Here is a 16,390-nt window from a genome sequence, read left to right as displayed (position 1 = left end):
GCTCACAGCGCCGAGGCGCCGCGCTCCCCGGTCCGGACGCGGACGACGTCCTCGACCGGCACGGTCCACACCTTGCCGTCGCCGATCCGGCCCGTCTGGGCCGCCTTGACGAAGGCGCCCGTGATGAGGCTGGCGTCCTCGTCGTCGACGAGGATCTCGACCCGGACCTTGGGGACGAGGTCCACCGTGTACTCCGCGCCGCGGTACACCTCGGTGTGGCCGTGCTGGCGGCCGTAGCCGCTGGCCTCCGAGACCGTCATCCCGCGCACGCCCACCGCGGCGAGCGCCTGCTTGACCTCGTCCAGCCGGTGGGGCTGGATCACGCCCGTGACGAGCTTCATGCGTTGACCTCCGTCGAGTGAGAATCCTGAGCCGTGGTGCTGCGCGGCGCGGGGGTGAACGCGGAGCCGCGTCCCGTGCCGAGCGTCTCGTACGCCGTCTCGCCGTGGACCGCCGCGTCGATGCCGCCCGCCTCCTCGGCCTCCGGCACGCGCCAGCCCATGGTCGCCTTGAGCGCGAGGCCGATGACGAGCGTGACGACCGCCGAGAGCGCCATCGCCACGACGGCGATGATGACCTGGACCGCGAGGAGGTTGAAGCCGCCGCCGTAGAAGAGGCCGCCGTCCGTCGCGAGGAAGCCGATCATGACGGTGCCGACGAGCCCACCGACGAGGTGGACGCCGACGACGTCGAGCGAGTCGTCGAAGCCGAGCTTGTACTTGAGGCTCACCGCGAGGGCGCACAGGCCACCGGCGAGGAGGCCGAGGACGATCGACCCGACGGGGCTGAGCGAGCCGGCGGCGGGCGTGATCGCCACGAGGCCGGCGACGATGCCCGACGCGGCGCCGAGGGACGTCGCGTGACCGTCTCGCAGCTTCTCGACGGCGAGCCAGCCGAGGATCGCGGCGGCGGTGCACGTCGTGGTGTTGACCCAGGCGAGCCCGGCCATGCCGTCGGCGCCGTAGGCGGAGCCGGCGTTGAACCCGAACCAGCCGAACCACAGCAGCGCCGCACCGAGCATGACGAACGGAAGGTTGTGCGGGCGGCTCGGCTCGGTGCCGAAGCCGCGGCGCTTGCCGACGATGAGCGCGAGCACGAGGGCCGCGACGCCGGCGTTGATGTGGACGACCGTGCCGCCGGCGAAGTCGACCGGCTCGGCGATCGACGCGAACGGGCCGTCGCCGCTGAGGAGGCCCCCGCCCCAGACCATGTGGGCCATGGGGAAGTAGGCCAGCGTCACCCACAGGCCCGTGAAGACGAGCCACGTGCCGAACTTCACGCGCTCGGCGAGCGCGCCGCTGATGAGCGCCGTCGTGATGATCGCGAACGTCACCTGGAAGCCGACGTCGACGATGACCGGGAGGCCGCCGTCGAGGACGAACTCACCGCTCTCGTCGTAGATCGCCCCGGCGAGACCGAACATCTCGAACGGGTTGGCAAAAAAGCCCCCGATGCTCTCCGAGCCGTAGGACATCGACCAGCCCCACAGCACGTAGACGACGCCGATGACGCCCATGGCGCCGAACGACATCATCATCATGTTGAGCACCGACTTGGAACGGGTCATGCCGCCGTAGAACAGCGCCAAGCCCGGTGTCATGAGCAGCACCAGGGACGCTGAGGTCAGCATCCACGCGGTGACTCCGGTATCCAGCATCTGCAGTCCTCTCGCTCCCGACTCGTGGGCCGGCCGAGAACAACTGTCGACCTAAGTCGTTACGCCACGCGCACGCCCGTGTTTCGGGCGTGTGACACCTGCGCGCCGCGCGTGACGATCGTGTGTCGTCCAGGGTGAGGTCTCGGATGCCGAGACGACCGCTCGCGCGCTCAGGACAGCAGTGCGTCGACGAAGTCCTCCGGGACGAACGGCGCGAGGTCGTCGGCGCCCTCGCCGAGCCCGACGAGCTTGACCGGGACCCCGAGCGCGCGCTGGACGGCGACGACGATCCCGCCCTTGGCGGTGCCGTCGAGCTTGGTGAGGACGATGCCGGTGACGTCGACGACCTCGGCGAAGACCTGGGCCTGGCGCAGGCCGTTCTGCCCGGTGGTCGCGTCGAGGACGAGGAGCACCTCGCTCACGGGCGCCTGGCGGGAGATGACCCGCTTGATCTTGCCGAGCTCGCCCATGAGGTCTGCCTTGTTCTGCAGCCGCCCGGCCGTGTCGACGAGGACGACGTCGACGCCCTGCTCCCGGCCCGCCTTGACGGACTCGAACGCGACCGAGGCCGGGTCCGCGCCCTCGCGGTCGGAGCGCACGACAGGCACCCCGACGCGCTCGCCCCACGTCTGGAGCTGGTCGGCGGCGGCGGCGCGGAACGTGTCCGCGGCGCCGAGGAGGACGCTGCGGTCCTCGGCGACGAGGACGCGGGCGAGCTTGCCGACCGTCGTCGTCTTGCCGGTGCCGTTGACGCCGACGACGAGGACGGTCGCGGGGTGCGGCTCGCCGTCGTCGCCGACGCCGGGCGAGACCTTGAGGGAGCGGTCCATCGCGGGGTCGACGAGGGCGAGGAGCTGGGTGCGCAGGACGTCGCGGACGGCCGCCGCGTCGTTCGTGCCGAGCACCTTGACCTGGGTGCGCAGCTCGTCCATGAGCTCGGTCGTCGGGCCGATGCCGACGTCGGCGAGCAGGAGCGTCTCCTCGATCTCCTCCCAGTCGGCCTCGGTGAGGTCGCCGCGGGAGAGGATCGCGAGCAGGGACTGCCCGAGGGTGCCGGAGCGGGCGAGGCGGGCGCGCAGGCGCACCATCCGCCCCGCGACGGGCTCGGGCCGCTCGAGCGTGGGCGCGGGCGGCTCCTCGACGGCGACGTCCTCGCGCTCGAGGGTGGCGGTCGCGGTCGCGGCGGGACGCTCGTCGGAGGAGAGGTCGACGCGCTCCTCGGGCAGGGCGGGCGGTGGCTTGCGCCGGCCCCGCAGCCCGGAGGTGAGCGCGATGGCCCCTCCGCCGAAGACGACGATGACGGCGGCAACGATGGCCCAGATGTCTTCAGTCACAGTCACCCAGTCTGGACCACGCGGGCGAGGACCCGCGAACGCGCCTCAGGCGCGCGCGGCAGCTCAGTGCGCGGGGCGGCGCAGGCGCACGGCGGCGAACGTCTCGCGCAGGTCCTCGGCGCGCATGTAGGCGGACTCCGCGACCGGCTCGCTCAGCGCGTAGAGGTCGGCCAGGTCGCCGACGTCGGAGGCGTCGTCCGCGGCGTCCTTCCAGCGCAGGTCGTCGCCCCGCCACGCGGTCAGCGACGAGCGCAGCCACCCGTGCCACCCCTCGGCGGGCTGGCGCGGGGCCAGCAGGAGCGCGAGCACCCCGGCCGCGCACACGAGGGCAAGGATCGTCACCACCACTAGTCCCGTCATGCCGCAATTATCACCCGGGGGCACGGCAGATGGTGGGCCAGGACCGGCCCGGCGCGGCGTGTCCGGCGGTGGTGTTGCTCACACCGGCGCGCGGTCGTCCTCCGTCATCCGCTGACTGATGAGCGTCGTCACACCGTCGCCCCGCATCGTCACGCCGTAGAGGGCGTCGGCGATCTCCATCGTGCGCTTCTGGTGCGTGACGACGATGAGCTGGGAGTCGCTGCGCAGCTCGGTGAAGATCTCGAGGAGCCGGCCGAGGTTGGCGTCGTCGAGCGCGGCCTCGACCTCGTCCATGACGTAGAACGGGCTCGGCCGCGCCTTGAAGATGGCGACGAGGAGGGCGACGGCGGTGAGCGAGCGCTCACCCCCGGACAGGAGCGAGAGCCGCTTGACCCGCTTGCCCGCCGGGCGCGCCTCGATCTCGATGCCGGTGGTGAGCATGTCGTCCGGGTCGGTGAGGACGAGCCGGCCCTCCCCGCCGGGGAAGAGCCGGCCGAAGACGTCGACGAATGCGGCGGAGGTGTCGGCAAAGGCCGAGGCGAAGACGTGCTCGACGCGCTCGTCGATCTCGCGGACGATCTCCATGAGGTCCGCGCGGGACTTCTTGAGGTCGGCGAGCTGGGTGACGAGGAACGTGTGCCGCTCGGCGAGCGCGGCGTGCTCCTCGAGCGCGAGCGGGTTGACCCGGCCGAGGCGGGCGAGGTCGCGCTCGGCCCGCCGCAGCCGGCGCTCCTGCTCCTCGCGGACGTAGGGCACCGTCTCGGGCGGTGCGTCGCCGTCGGGAGCGGGATCGGCCACGGACGAGGCGCCGGCACCGGACGTCGTGCCGCCGTCGAGAGCGGCCGCGCGCGTGCCACCCTTCGCCTCGGCGCCGGCCGGCGCGGCGGCGACGGGCACGGGGCGGTCGGGGCCGTACTCGTCGACGAGGACGGCCGGGTCGAGGCCGAGGTCGGTCACGGCCCGCTCCTCGAGCTGGGTGATGCGCAGGCGCTGCTCGGCGCGGGCGACCTCGTCGCGGTGGACGGCGTCGGTGAGGCCCGCGAGCTCGGTCGACGTGGCCTCGAGCTCGGTCCGCACGCGGGCGACCTCGCCCTGCCGCTCGGCCTGGTCCGCGTCGGCCTCCTCCCGCGCCCGGGCCGCGGCCTCGAGCGAGGTGCCGATGGCGGCGAGCGCGCGCTCGGCGCCGGCGTGCACCTCGTGCGCCACCCGTGCCTGCTCGGCGCGGACCCGTTCCCGCTCGGCGGCCCGGCGGCGCGCCGCACGCTCGGACTCCGCGGCGCGGGCGAGCGACGCGGCCCGCCCGGCCAGGGCGCTCGCGCGCTCCTCCAGGGTGCGCAGCGCAAGACGAGCCTCGGTCTCGGCGGCGCGGGCGGTGCGGGCGTGGGCGGTGGCGGCGTCGCGGGCGGCCGTCGCCGCGGTGAGGTCCTCCTCGGCGCGGGCGGGCTCGCGCTCGGCCACCGCGAGGCGCTCGACGAGGGCGGCGAGCTCGCGCTCGTGCTCCTGCCGGGCGGCGGTGGCCCTGGCGATGGCCGGCCGGATCCGCTCGGCCTCGGCCTCGGCCGCGCGGGCGGTCGAGCCGAGGCGCCCGAGCCGCTCGGCCACCGCCGCGAGGCGCGCGTCGGAGGCGTGGAGGTCCGCGAGGGTGGCCTCGACCGCCACCCGTGCCCGCTCGACGCGCTCGCGCGCCGCCACGAGGGCGAACCGCGCCTGGTCCCGGCGGGCCGAGGAGGCGGCGAGCTCGCTTCCGGCCTCCTCGTGCGCGGCGTGGAGCTCGAGGACGCTCGGCCCGCCGCTGCCCCCGCCGCTCGCGCTGACGCGGGAGAGGACGTCCCCGTCCCGCGTGACGGCGACGACGTCCGCGGCGGCGAGCACGGCCCGGGCCGCGGCGAGGTCCTCGACGACGACGACGTCGGCGAGGAGCCGGTCGAGCGTGGGCCTCAGGTGCTCGCCCGCGGTGACGAGCTCGCGCGCCCACCGCCCGCCGTCGGGCGCGGGACCGGTGGCGGTGGCTGCCCCCGCGCCGCCGGCGGCGAGGACGAGGCGCACCTGGCCGACGTCCTGCTCGCGGGCGCGCCGCACGGCGTCGACCGCGACGTCGACGGACTCGACGACGGCGGCGTCGGCGGAGGGGCCCAGTGCCGCGGCGACGGCGTTTTCGTAGCCGTGCTCGACGGTGAGGGAGTCCGGGAGCGAGCCGAGGAGGCCGGGGAGCCGGTCGCTCGCCTCGAGGAGCGCGCCCGTGCCGTCCTTGCGACGCAGGGACAGGCCGAGGGCCTCCCGGCGCGCGAGCCACGTCGTCCGCTCCCCCTCGGCGGCGCGCTCGGCCTCGACGAGCGCGGCGACGGCGGCGCTCGCCTCGTCGTGCTCGAGGGCGGCGCGCTCGTGCGCCTCGTCGAGCCCCTCCTCCCCCTCCTCCGCACCGGCGGCCTGCTGCTCGAGGGCGACGAACTCGGCCTGCGCCTCGGCCGCCCGCCGCTCGGCCTGCTCGAGGGTGGCGCGCAGGCGGCCGAGCTCGGCCTCGCCGCCCTCGAGGGAGCTGCGCCGCGCCGCGACCTGCCCGCTGAGCCGGGCGAGGCCCTCACGCCGGTCGGCGACGCCGCGGTGGACGGAGGCGAGGGCGCGCTCGGCCTCCCGCTCGGCGTCCTCGGCCCCGGTCCGGGCGGCCACGGCCGTCTCGAGCACCGCCCGCCCGGCGGCGACCTCGGCGCCGATGGCCTCCTCCTGGGTGCGCGCGGCCGCGGCCCGGGCCTCGAGCTCGTCGGGGTCCGCGCCGGAGTGCTCCGGGCCGGGGGTTCCGAGGAGGCGGGAGCGCTCGGCGGCGAGCCCGGCGAGGCCGCGCAGGCGCTCGCGCAGGCCGGACAGGGAGTGCCACGTGTCGGTGGCCGCGCGCAGCTGCGGCGCGGCAGCGGCGGCGCGCTGCTCGAGCTCGGCGAGCCGGGAGCGGGCGGCGTCCTGGGCGGCCTCGACGGCGGCGCGGCGCGCACGCAGGGCCGTCTCGTCGGCGACCTCCCGGGCGAGGGTCGACGTCAGCTGGACGAGGTCGTCGGCGAGGAGGCGGGCGCGGGCGTCGCGCAGGTCCGCCTGGACGGTCTGAGCGCGGCGGGCGACGTCGGCCTGCCGGGCGAGCGGACCGAGCTGGCGGCGGATCTCCGTCGTCAGGTCCGTCACGCGCGCGACGTTGGCCGCCATGGCGTCGAGCTTGCGCAGCGCCTTCTCCTTGCGGCGCCGGTGCTTGAGGACGCCGGCGGCCTCCTCGATGAAGCCGCGCCGCTCCTCGGGCCCCGCGGCGAGGACGGCGTCGAGACGCCCCTGGCCGACGATGACGTGCATCTCCCGGCCCATGCCGGTGTCCGAGAGGAGCTCCTGGATGTCGAGGAGCCGGCACGACTCACCGTTGATCGAGTACTCGGACCCGCCCGCCCGGAAGAGGGTGCGCGCGATCGTCACCTCGGAGTACTCGATGGGCAGCGCGCCGTCGGTGTTGTCGATCGTCAGGGACACCTCGGCGCGGCCGAGCGGCGCGCGCGAGGACGTCCCCGCGAAGATGACGTCCGCCATCGACCCGCCGCGCAGGTTCTTCGCGCCCTGCTCCCCCATGACCCAGGCGAGCGCGTCGACGACGTTCGACTTGCCGGACCCGTTCGGCCCGACGACGCACGTGATGCCGGGCTCGAGGTGGAGGGTCGTCGCTGAGGCGAAGGACTTGAACCCCCGCAGCGTCAGCGTCTTCAGGTGCACGAGGGCAGACTACTTGGCGCCCGCCCGCGGACGGGCGAGCCTCAGAGGCCGGGGAACCAGAGCGCGATCTCGCGGGCGGCGGACTCGGCGGAGTCCGAGCCGTGGATGAGGTTCTGCACGACGGCCGTGTCCCACGTGCGGGCGAGGTCGCCGCGGATCGTGCCGGGCGCGGCGACGGTGGGGTCCGTCGCGCCGGCGAGGGAGCGCACGCCCTCGATGACGCGGTTGCCCTCGACGACGGCGGCGACGAGCGGACCGGAGCCCATGAACTCGAGCAGCGGCGCGTAGAAGGGCTTGCCCTCGTGCTCGGCGTAGTGCTCGCCGAGGAGGTCGGCGTCCGCGGCGCGCTGCTCGAGCGCGACGACGCGGTAGCCCTTGGCCTCGATGCGGCGCAGGATCTCCCCGGTCAGGGCACGGCGCACGCCGTCGGGCTTGATGAGGACGAGGGTGCGCTCGGCGGCGCTGGCAGTCGTGGTCACGGTCATCGAGACTACCTGCCGGGCGCGCCGGGCGACCCGCCGGCACCGCCCGGCCCGGGCGCGGTGGGTCCGGCCTCGAGCCCGGCCTCGGCGCGCTCACGCTCCACCCGCTCGGCGTCGATCCGGGTCCCGACGCGCAGCGAGGAGACCCACACGAGGAGGAAGACGGCCCCGATGGCGAACATGGCGCCGAGGACGAACCCGCACAGGAGCAGGACGCCCTGGACCGCCCACCCGAGCGCGTACCCCGCGCGGCCCCGCCGGACGAGGCCGGCGGCGAGGACGCACCCGAGCGCGACGCCGCCCCCGACGCCGAAGACGACGGCGGGCTCGGCCACGCGCAGCCCGAACGCGACGAGGGCGGCGAAGAAGACGACGAAAGCCTCGAGGACGAGGATCGTCGTGGCGAAGAGGGCGCGGGCCGAGCGGCGGGGTCGCGCCGGGGCGCCTGCCCCGCGCGCGGCTGCCCCGCTCCGGGCTGCCCCGCTCTGGGGGTCGCCGCTCTGGGGGTCGCCGCTCTCGGCGGCGCCGCTCACGGGAGCGGCCCGAGCTCGGCGACGAGGGGCACGAGGTCCGCGATCGAGTCGACGACCCGCGTGGGGCGGTACGGGAACCGGTCGACCTGCTCGCGCCGCGTCGAGCCGGTGAGGACGAGGACGGTGCGCATGCCGGCCTCGAGCCCGCTCACCATGTCCGTGTCCATCCGGTCGCCGATCATGACGGTCGTCTCCGAGTGGGCGTCGAGGCGGTTGAGCGCGCTGCGCATCATGAGCGGGTTCGGCTTGCCGACGTAGTACGGCTCCACCCCGGTCGCCCGCGTGATGAGCGCGGCGACGGCGCCGGTCGCCGGCAGGGACCCCTCGGGCGAGGGGCCGGACGGGTCCGGGTTCGTCGCGATGAACCGCGAGCCGGCCTCGATGAGCCGGATGGCGCGGGTGATGGCGTCGAAGGAGTAGGTGCGCGTCTCCCCGAGGACGACGTAGTCCGGAGCGCGGTCCGTCATGACGTACCCGACCTCGTGGAGCGCCGTCGTCAGCCCCGCCTCGCCGACGACGTACGCCGTGCCGCCGGGGCGCTGACCGTCGAGGAACTGCGCGGTGGCGAGCGCCGATGTCCAGATCGCGCGCTCGGGGACGTCGATGCCGCCGAGGAGGAGGCGGGCCCGCAGGTCCCGGGGGGTGAAGATCGAGTTGTTCGTCAGGACGAGGAACGGTCGCCCGCTCGCGACGAGCGCCTCGATGAAGTCGGCGGCGCCCGGGATGGCGCGCTCCTCGTGGACGAGCACGCCGTCCATGTCCGTGAGCCAGCACTCCACCGGCTTGGGGTCGGTCATGCTCCTATCCTGCCCCAGCGCGACCCCACCCCGGCGCTCACTCCTCGCCGAACCGGTCCTCCACGACCTGGGCGATGGCGTCGAGGGCGTGCTCGGCCTGCGGGCCGGTCGCCCGCAGCGTGAGCACCTCGCCGTGCCCGAGGCCCAGGCCCATGAGCGCGAGGACGCTCGCGCCGTCGACCCCGTTGACCTCGACCCGGGCGTCGAACCCGACGACGAGGCGGGAGAGCATGGCCGCGGCCCGCGCGTGCAGGCCCAGCTCGTTGCCGAGGACGAGGGTGCGCTCGAGGGGCGTCACGCCGCCGTGCCCCGCCTCGGGCAGGGCGTGCCCCGTCCGCTGCGCCGCCGCGAAGGCGAGCGCCGCCTCCTCGGCGGCGTGCCGCACGGCACCTGCGGGGGCGCCGCCCTGGGCGGCGACGGCCGCGGCGACGGCTCCCTCGACGAGCGGCCCGTCGGCGAGCTGGACCCGCTCGTCCACGCCGAGCACCTCGAGCACCGCCTCAGCGGTCATCGTCGCCGAGCCGAGGTCCGTGAGGACGACGACGGAGCCCGTGCCGTCCGGCCCCCGGGCGGCGCTCACGGCGGCGGAGATGCGGTCGAAGCTCGTGCCGAGGGCGCCCTCGTCCGTGCCGCCCGCGGCCCGCAGGACGACGTCGGGCGCCATCTGCTCGGCGAGCTCGACGACCCCCGCCGCGAGGTCGGCGGAGTGCGAGACGACGACGAGGGACGTCGTCGGTCTGGTCATCGGCCCGTCCCCGGACGCGCCGCCTCGGCGGCTGCTCGTAGAAGGAGCGCGCTCGAGACGGCGCCGGGGTCGCGGTGCCCGGCGCTGCGTTCGCCGAGGTAGCTCGCCCGGCCCTTCGTCGCGATCATCGGCTCGGTCGCCGTGGCGCCGGCCTCGGCGGCGTCGGCTGCGGCGGCGAGGACGGCGGGGGCGTCCTGACCATCCGTGGCGGCGGCGCGGGCGGCCTCGGCGGCCGGTGCCCAGGCGTCGACCATCGTCTTCTCCCCCGGCGCGGCCTTGCCGCGAGCGGTGATCCCGCCGACGCCCGCCTCGAGCATCGCGGCGACGCCCGCACCGTCGATCGTCTCGCCGGTGGAGGTCGTGGCGGCGCGCAGGAACGCCGTGCCGAAGAGCGGGCCGGCGGCTCCGCCGACGGTCGACATGAGCGTCGTCGCCACGGTCCGCAGGACCTCCCCGGGGGTGCCCGACCCGGCGCCGGGGCCGGCGAGCTTGGCCGCGACGGCCGTGAACCCGCGGTCGAGGTTGTCCCCGTGGTCGCCGTCGCCGATGGCGCGGTCGAGCTCCATGAGGTCGATCCGGTTGGCGGACACCACCTCCTGCGCCAGGCTCGCCCAGCGGTACGCCCACGCGGCGTCGAGTGCTGCTGCAGTCTCGCTCATCAGGTCCTCACATTCCCCAGCGCAGTGCGGCGGTACACACAGGAGCGTCCCACAGCTCGGTCATCTCCTCATCGAGGCGGAGCACGCTCACGCTCACGCCCGCCATGTCGAGGGACGTCACGTAGCTGCCGACGAGGGAGCGCGAGACGACGACGCCGGCCGCCTCGAGGCGGGCGCGCGCCCGCCCGTAGACGACGGCGAGCTCCATCGGCGGCGTGGCGCCCATGCCGTTGACGAGGAGGAGGACCTCCTCGCCGGCACGGAGGCCGAGGTCGGCGACGACGGGCTCGAGGAGGCGGTCGGTGAGGGCGTCCGCGCCCGCGTGTGCGACGCGGGCCCGGCCCGGCTCGCCATGGATCCCGACGCCGAGCTCGACCTCGTCGTCGGCGAGGTCGAACGAGGGGCGCCCGGCGTGCGGGAGCGTCGGCGCGGACAGCGCGAGCCCCATCGAGCGCACCGAGCCGGCCACGCGCTGGGCGAGGGCCTCGACGGCGGCGAGGTCGTTCCCGCGCTCGGCGGCTGCACCGGCGATCTTCTCGACGAGCAGCGTCCCGGCGACGCCCCGCCGCCCGGCGGTGAAGGTCGAGTCCTCGACGGCCACGTCGTCGGCGACGAGGACGGTGCGCACGTCGATGCCCTCGGCGTCGGCGAGCTCCGCGGCGATCTCGGCGTTGAGGACGTCGCCCGTGTAGTTCTTGACGACGAGGAGGACGCCCGACCCGCCCGCCGCCGTGCGGACCGCGGCGAGGAACGGCTCGGGCGGCGGCGAGGTGAAGACGTGCCCCGGCACCGCGGCGTCGAGCATCCCGTGCCCGACGTACCCCGTGTGCAGCGGCTCGTGCCCGCTCCCCCCGCCGGAGACGAGGCCCACCTTCCCCGGCACGGCGCCACCCGCGCGCGTGACGACGAGCGGGTCCTCCTGCAGCGCGAGCACCCCCGGGTGGGCCGCGACGAAGCCCGCAACGGCCTCGGCGACGACGTCTTCGGGTGCGTTGATGAGCTTCTTCACGGTCCTCCTAGGGGCGTCCGAGCAGCTGGCGTGCCTCGGCGACGACGAGGATCGAGCCGGTGACGAGGACGGCGGACGTGCGCGGGTCGTCGTCCGCCTCGGCCCGCGTGACGGCGCGGTCGATCGCCTCGTCGAGCCGCTCGGCGACGTGGACGCGGTCCTCGCCGAAGACGTCCCGGGCGATCTCGGCGAGGTCCTCGACGTCGTGCGCGCGCTCGGTCGACGCGCGGGTGATGACGATCTCCGCGAGGAGCGGCTCGAGCCCGGCGAGCATCGTCTCGGCGTCCTTGTCCGCCATGATCCCGACGACACCGACGGTGCGGGCGACGTCGAACGCCTCCTCCATCGCGGCGCGCAGGGCCTCGACGCCGGCGGGGTTGTGCGCGGCGTCGACGAGGATGCTCGGGCTGCGGCGCACGAGCTCGAGGCGCCCGGGCGAGTCCACCGCGGCCATGGCCTGCTCGACGACGCCCGGGTCGAGGGACCCGCCGCCGAAGAACACCTCGGCCGCGGCGAGGGCGAGCAGCGCGTTGTGCGCCTGGTGCTCGCCGTGCAGGGGCAGGAACACGTCGGTGTACGTCGCGCTCGGGGTGCGCAGGGTGAGCATCTGCCCGCCGACGGCGATCTGCCGGTCGACGACGGCGAGGTCGGCGCCCTCGACGACGAGCCGCGCGTCGAGCGCGTGCGCGGCGTCCGCGACGATGCCGGCGACCTCCTCGACCTGGTCGGCGCTGATGACCGTCGAGCCGGGCGTGATGATCCCGACCTTCTCCGCGGCGATGGACGTGAGCTCGTGCCCGAGCCACCGCTCGTGGTCGCGCGAGATCGGCGTGAGGATCTCGACGAGGCCGTCGACGACGTTCGTCGCGTCCCAGCGCCCGCCCATCCCCACCTCGATGACGGCGACGTCGACGGGGGCGTCGGCGAACGCGGCGAGGGCCATGACGGTGAAGACCTCGAAGAAGCTGAGGCGCGGGCCGCCGGCCTCCCGGGACCGCTCGTCGACGAGCGCGATGTACGGCTCGACGTCCGCCCACGTGGCGACGAACGCCTCGGGGCTGATCGGCTCGCCGTCGATGGCGATGCGCTCACGGACCGTGCTCAGGTGCGGGGACGTGAATCGGCCGGTGCGCAGCCCCATCTCGCGCAGGAGCCGCTCGACGACCCGCGCCGTCGACGTCTTGCCGTTCGTGCCGGTGAGGTGGATGACGGGGTAGGCGCGCTGGGGCTCGCCGAGGAGCTCGCAGACCTGCTGCACGCGCTCGAGGCTCGGCTGGACGTCGTGCTCCGGTGCCCGCTCGAGGATCTCGGTGTAGATCCGGTGCACCTCGGTCTCCGCCTGGGCGCGGGCCGTGGCGGCGGCGGTCTCGTCGACGCCCACCTCGGGCGCGCCGAGGACCTCCTCGATGACGTCGGGGTCCGGTCCCGCGATGAGGTCCGAGGCGAGGACCCGGCGCAGGCCGGCGTCGTGCTCGGCGTCCTGCGCGGCGCGCTCGGCGCGGGTGGCCTCGTCGGTGCCGTCGTCGTCGTCGAAGTAGCCCTCCGGGTCGGGTGTGCCCGGCCCGACCGTGCGGTAGCGGCCGTCGGGGCCGTCCGTCTCGCTCATCGTGCCTCCGTCTTGTGGATGTCTACCTCGAGGCTGCCGGCGGGGTTGACGTCGACCCGCACCTCGACGGCGAGCGTCTCCGCCGCGATGAGGTCCGCGTGGGCGTGGGTCCACGCCGCGCGGTCCGCCGGGACCGCGAGCGCGAGGACGATCCGGTCGCCGATGTTGAGCCCGGCGGCCTTGCGCTCGTCCTGGACCCGGCGCACGAGGTCGCGGGCGTACCCCTCGGCGAGGAGCTCCTCGTCGAGGGCCGTCTCGAGGACGACGAACCCTCCCCGGGCGAGGACGCCCGCCGCGAGCGCGTCGCCCGCGCGGTCCTCGACCTCGGTGCTCAGGGTGTACTCCCCCTCGACGAGCGGGGTGCCGTCGACGACGACCGTGCCGTCGGGGAGCTGCTCCCAGGCACCGACCCGGGCGGCCTTGATGACCTGCTGGACGCCCTTGCCCAGGCGCGGGCCGGCGGCGCGGGCGTTGACGGTGAGCTTGGTGTAGACGCCGTACTCCGCGGCGGCCCCCTCGGCGAGGGAGCGCACCTCGACGTCCTTGACGTTGACCTCGCCCGCGATGAGGTCGACGAAGGACTCGAGGTCCGCCGTGTTCTCTGTGACGATCCGCAGCGCCCGCAGCGGCTGGCGCACACGCAGCGCGTTGGACTTGCGCAGGCCGAGCGTCGTGGAGACGACGTCGCGCACACCGTCCATCGCGGCGACGAGCTCATCCGCGGCGAACGCCTCGTCGAGCTCGGGCCAGTCGGTGAGGTGGACGCTGCGCCCGCCGGTGAGCCCGCGCCAGATCTCCTCGGAGACCAGCGGGGTGAGCGGGGCCATGACGCGGGTGAGGACCTCGAGCGCCGTCCACAGCGTGTTGAAGGCGTCGGCGTCCTCCTCCCAGAAGCGGTCCCGCGACGTGCGCACGTACCAGTTCGTCAGGAGGTCGAGGTGCTCGCGGATCGCCTGCGCGGCGCCCGGGACGTCGTAGGCCTCCAGCTGGGTGCGCACGCTCGCCGCGAGGTCGCGGGTGCGGGCGAGGAGGTAGCGGTCCATGACCGGCAGGCCGGCGGCCTCGGCGGGCTCGACGGCGCGGCCGAGGACGCCGGCGCCCCCGTTAGCGGTCCCGGCGTAGAGGCTGAAGAAGTACCACGTGTTCCACAGCGGCAGGAGCACCTGGCGCACGTTCTCGCGGATGCCCTCCTCGGTGACGACGAGGTTGCCGCCGCGCAGGATCGGGGAGGCGAGGAGGAACCAGCGCATGGCGTCGGAGCCGTCGCGGTCGAGCACCTCGGAGACGTCCGGGTAGTTGCGCAGCGACTTGCTCATCTTGCGCCCGTCCGAGCCGAGGACGATGCCGTGGGAGACGGAGGTGCGGAACGCCGGCCGGTCGAAAAGCGCCGTCGCGAGGACATGGAGCGTGTAGAACCAGCCGCGCGTCTGCCCGATGTACTCGACGATGAAGTCGCCCGGGTAGTGGCGGGAGAACCAGTCCGCGTTCTCGAACGGGTAGTGGACCTGGGCGAACGGCATCGACCCGGAGTCGAACCACACGTCGAGGATGTCCGGGATCCGGCGCATCGTCGCCCGGCCGCTCGGGTCGTCCGGGTTCGGGCGGGTGAGCTCGTCGATGTAGGGCCGGTGGAGGTCGACCTCGCCGTCGACGTTGCGCGGGAGGCGGCCGAAGTCGCGCTCCATGTCCGCGAGCGAGCCGTAGACGTCCGTGCGGGGGAAGGCGGGGTCGTCGCTCACCCACACGGGGATCGGCGTGCCCCAGTAGCGGTTGCGGGAGATCGACCAGTCGCGGGCGCCGGCGAGCCACTTGCCGAACTGGCCCTCCTTGATGTGCTCCGGCACCCACGTGATGTCGCCGTTGAGCTCGACCATCCGCCTCCGGAACTCGGTGACGCGGACGAACCAGCTCGTCACGGCCTTGTAGATGAGGGGCGTGCGGCAGCGCCAGCAGTGCGGGTAGGAGTGGTCGTAGGTCTCCTGGCGCACGAGCCGGGCACGGCTCGCCTCCGGCACGCGGGCGAGCGGCCCGCTGCCGGCCTTGAGGTCGGCGATGATCGCGCGGTTGGCCTCGAAGACCTGCTGGCCGGCGTACTCGGGCACCTCGGAGGTGAAGCGCCCCGCGGCGTCGACGGGCACGACCGTGCCGATGCCGGCGGCGGCGGACACGGCCATGTCCTCCTCACCGAAGGCGGGGGCCTGGTGGACGAGGCCGGTGCCGTCGTCGACGGAGACGTAGTCCGCCGTCAGGACGGTCCACACGCGCTCACCGAGGTCCTCGCGGCCGGTGAAGAAGTCGAAGATCGGGGTGTAGCGGCGCCCGGCGAGCTCGGCGCCGGTGAGGGTGGCGACGACCTCGGGCTCCTCGCCCAGCTCGCGGGCGTAGGCGCCGAGGCGCGCCTGGGCGAGCAGGACGCGCTCCCCCGCGAGCGGCCCCTCGGCCGGGACGACGGTGACGTAGTCGATGCCCGGCCCGACGGCGATGGAGAGGTTGGAGGGCAGGGTCCACGGCGTCGTCGTCCAGATGAGGGCGAGCTCACCGGTCTCGAGGCGCACGCCCACGGTCGCGGCTGGGTCCTGACGCATCTGGTAGACGTCGTCGTCCATTCGCAGCTCGTGGTTGGACAGCGGCGTCTGGTCCTGCCAGCAGTAGGGCAGGACGCGGTAGCCCTCGTAGGCGAGGCCCTTGGCGTGGAGCTGGGAGAACGCCCAGATGACGGACTCCATGTAGGAGACGTCGAGGGTCTTGTAGTCGCGCTCGAAGTCGACCCACCGGGCCTGGCGCGTGACGTAGTCCTCCCACTCGCCGGTGTAGCGCAGGACGGAGTCGCGGCAGGCCTTGTTGAAGGCGGCGATGCCCATCTCGTCGATCTGCGACTTGTCCGTGATGCCGAGGATCCGCTCGGCCTCGAGCTCGGCGGGCAGGCCGTGGGTGTCCCACCCGAAGCGGCGCTCGACGCGGCGCCCGAGCTGGGTCTGGAAGCGCCCGACGGCGTCCTTGACGTACCCGGTGAGGAGGTGCCCGTAGTGGGGCAGGCCGTTGGCGAAGGGCGGACCGTCGTAGAAGACGAACTCGTTCCCGCCGTCCTCGCCGGCGTCGCGCGCCTCGACCGAGGCGGCGAACGTGCCGTCGGCCTTCCAGTACGCGAGGACACCCTCCTCGAGGGAAGGGAAGCTCGGGGAGGCCGGGACGCCGTCGTCGGGGCGGTGGAGGGGGTAGCGCTGCGGATCGGCTGGCGTCGTGGCCATGGGTGGTGGTGCTCCTCGTCGGTGCGGTTCGTCATGCACGTCGGTGCGAGGACGACGCCGGCCGGCCCACGTCGGGGCCGGGTCCGCTGCCGCGGTACCACCTCGCTTGCCGTCGGGTCCGCGGCTGACGCCACGGCCCGGGGCCACTCTCGTGCGGGATGACGGTCCGCGACCGGCCGGTTCTACTGAGGGCTCGCGCCCCGTTCTTCCAGCGGCTCACCG

At 74.6% G+C, this 16,390-nt stretch carries 13 protein-coding genes; all 13 read right to left on the bottom strand.

Annotated features, from left to right (window positions below; translation table 11 throughout):
* Window positions 1-2: 2 nt before the first annotated feature.
* The 13 genes from V2J63_RS10810 to ileS all read right to left on the bottom strand — a co-directional run bounded on the left by V2J63_RS10810 (window position 3) and on the right by ileS (window position 16,168).
* Window positions 3-341, bottom strand: a complete 339-nt coding sequence (locus V2J63_RS10810) for a P-II family nitrogen regulator (RefSeq protein WP_331231042.1) — start codon at window positions 339-341, stop codon at window positions 3-5.
* Complete coding sequence (locus V2J63_RS10805; protein WP_331231041.1) at window positions 338-1,657, bottom strand: ammonium transporter; 1,320 nt, start codon at window positions 1,655-1,657, stop codon at window positions 338-340. Before V2J63_RS10805 ends, V2J63_RS10810 begins: the two co-directional genes overlap by 4 nt.
* Before the next feature lie 170 nt (window positions 1,658-1,827).
* Window positions 1,828-2,991, bottom strand: coding sequence for a signal recognition particle-docking protein FtsY (gene ftsY, locus V2J63_RS10800; protein WP_331231040.1), 1,164 nt, complete (start codon window positions 2,989-2,991; stop codon window positions 1,828-1,830).
* 63 nt (window positions 2,992-3,054) lie between these two features.
* Complete coding sequence (locus V2J63_RS10795; RefSeq protein ID WP_331231039.1) at window positions 3,055-3,351, bottom strand: hypothetical protein; 297 nt, start codon at window positions 3,349-3,351, stop codon at window positions 3,055-3,057.
* A gap of 78 nt (window positions 3,352-3,429) precedes the next feature.
* Window positions 3,430-7,089 carry a chromosome segregation protein SMC gene (smc, locus tag V2J63_RS10790; protein ID WP_331231038.1) on the bottom strand — a complete coding sequence of 1,220 codons (3,660 nt, stop codon included), beginning with the start codon at window positions 7,087-7,089 and terminating at the stop codon, window positions 3,430-3,432.
* A 41-nt stretch (window positions 7,090-7,130) separates the two neighbouring features.
* A complete protein-coding gene (gene ndk / locus V2J63_RS10785; protein ID WP_434056316.1) occupies window positions 7,131-7,574 on the bottom strand; it encodes a nucleoside-diphosphate kinase in 444 nt (147 codons plus the stop codon).
* 5 nt (window positions 7,575-7,579) lie between these two features.
* Window positions 7,580-8,104, bottom strand: a complete 525-nt coding sequence (locus V2J63_RS10780; RefSeq protein ID WP_331231036.1) for a DUF4233 domain-containing protein — start codon at window positions 8,102-8,104, stop codon at window positions 7,580-7,582.
* Window positions 8,101-8,901 (bottom strand): HAD-IIA family hydrolase, encoded by an 801-nt coding sequence (locus V2J63_RS10775; RefSeq protein ID WP_331231035.1) that lies wholly within the window; start codon window positions 8,899-8,901, stop codon window positions 8,101-8,103. Before V2J63_RS10775 ends, V2J63_RS10780 begins: the two co-directional genes overlap by 4 nt.
* A gap of 37 nt (window positions 8,902-8,938) precedes the next feature.
* Window positions 8,939-9,646 (bottom strand): dihydroxyacetone kinase phosphoryl donor subunit DhaM, encoded by a 708-nt coding sequence (gene dhaM / locus V2J63_RS10770; RefSeq protein WP_331231034.1) that lies wholly within the window; start codon window positions 9,644-9,646, stop codon window positions 8,939-8,941.
* The gene (gene dhaL / locus V2J63_RS10765; RefSeq protein ID WP_331231033.1) at window positions 9,643-10,305 is read right to left on the bottom strand and encodes a dihydroxyacetone kinase subunit DhaL; all 663 of its coding nucleotides are present in this window, start codon (window positions 10,303-10,305) and stop codon (window positions 9,643-9,645) included. Before dhaL ends, dhaM begins: the two co-directional genes overlap by 4 nt.
* A 7-nt stretch (window positions 10,306-10,312) precedes the next feature.
* A complete protein-coding gene (gene dhaK / locus V2J63_RS10760) occupies window positions 10,313-11,314 on the bottom strand; it encodes a dihydroxyacetone kinase subunit DhaK (protein WP_331231032.1) in 1,002 nt (333 codons plus the stop codon).
* A gap of 7 nt (window positions 11,315-11,321) precedes the next feature.
* Window positions 11,322-12,920: a bifunctional folylpolyglutamate synthase/dihydrofolate synthase gene (locus tag V2J63_RS10755; protein WP_331231031.1), complete on the bottom strand. Its 1,599-nt coding sequence runs from the start codon at window positions 12,918-12,920 to the stop codon at window positions 11,322-11,324.
* Window positions 12,917-16,168 carry an isoleucine--tRNA ligase gene (gene ileS / locus V2J63_RS10750; protein ID WP_331231030.1) on the bottom strand — a complete coding sequence of 1,084 codons (3,252 nt, stop codon included), beginning with the start codon at window positions 16,166-16,168 and terminating at the stop codon, window positions 12,917-12,919. The genes V2J63_RS10755 and ileS overlap by 4 nt, the downstream gene beginning before the upstream one ends.
* Between the last annotated feature and the right edge of the window lie 222 nt (window positions 16,169-16,390).

Origin of the sequence: Georgenia wangjunii (assembly GCF_036421975.1) — a bacterium.
Taxonomy (GTDB): Bacteria; Actinomycetota; Actinomycetes; order Actinomycetales; family Actinomycetaceae; genus Georgenia_A; species Georgenia_A wangjunii.
This window is presented reverse-complemented; position numbering and strand designations above follow the sequence as displayed.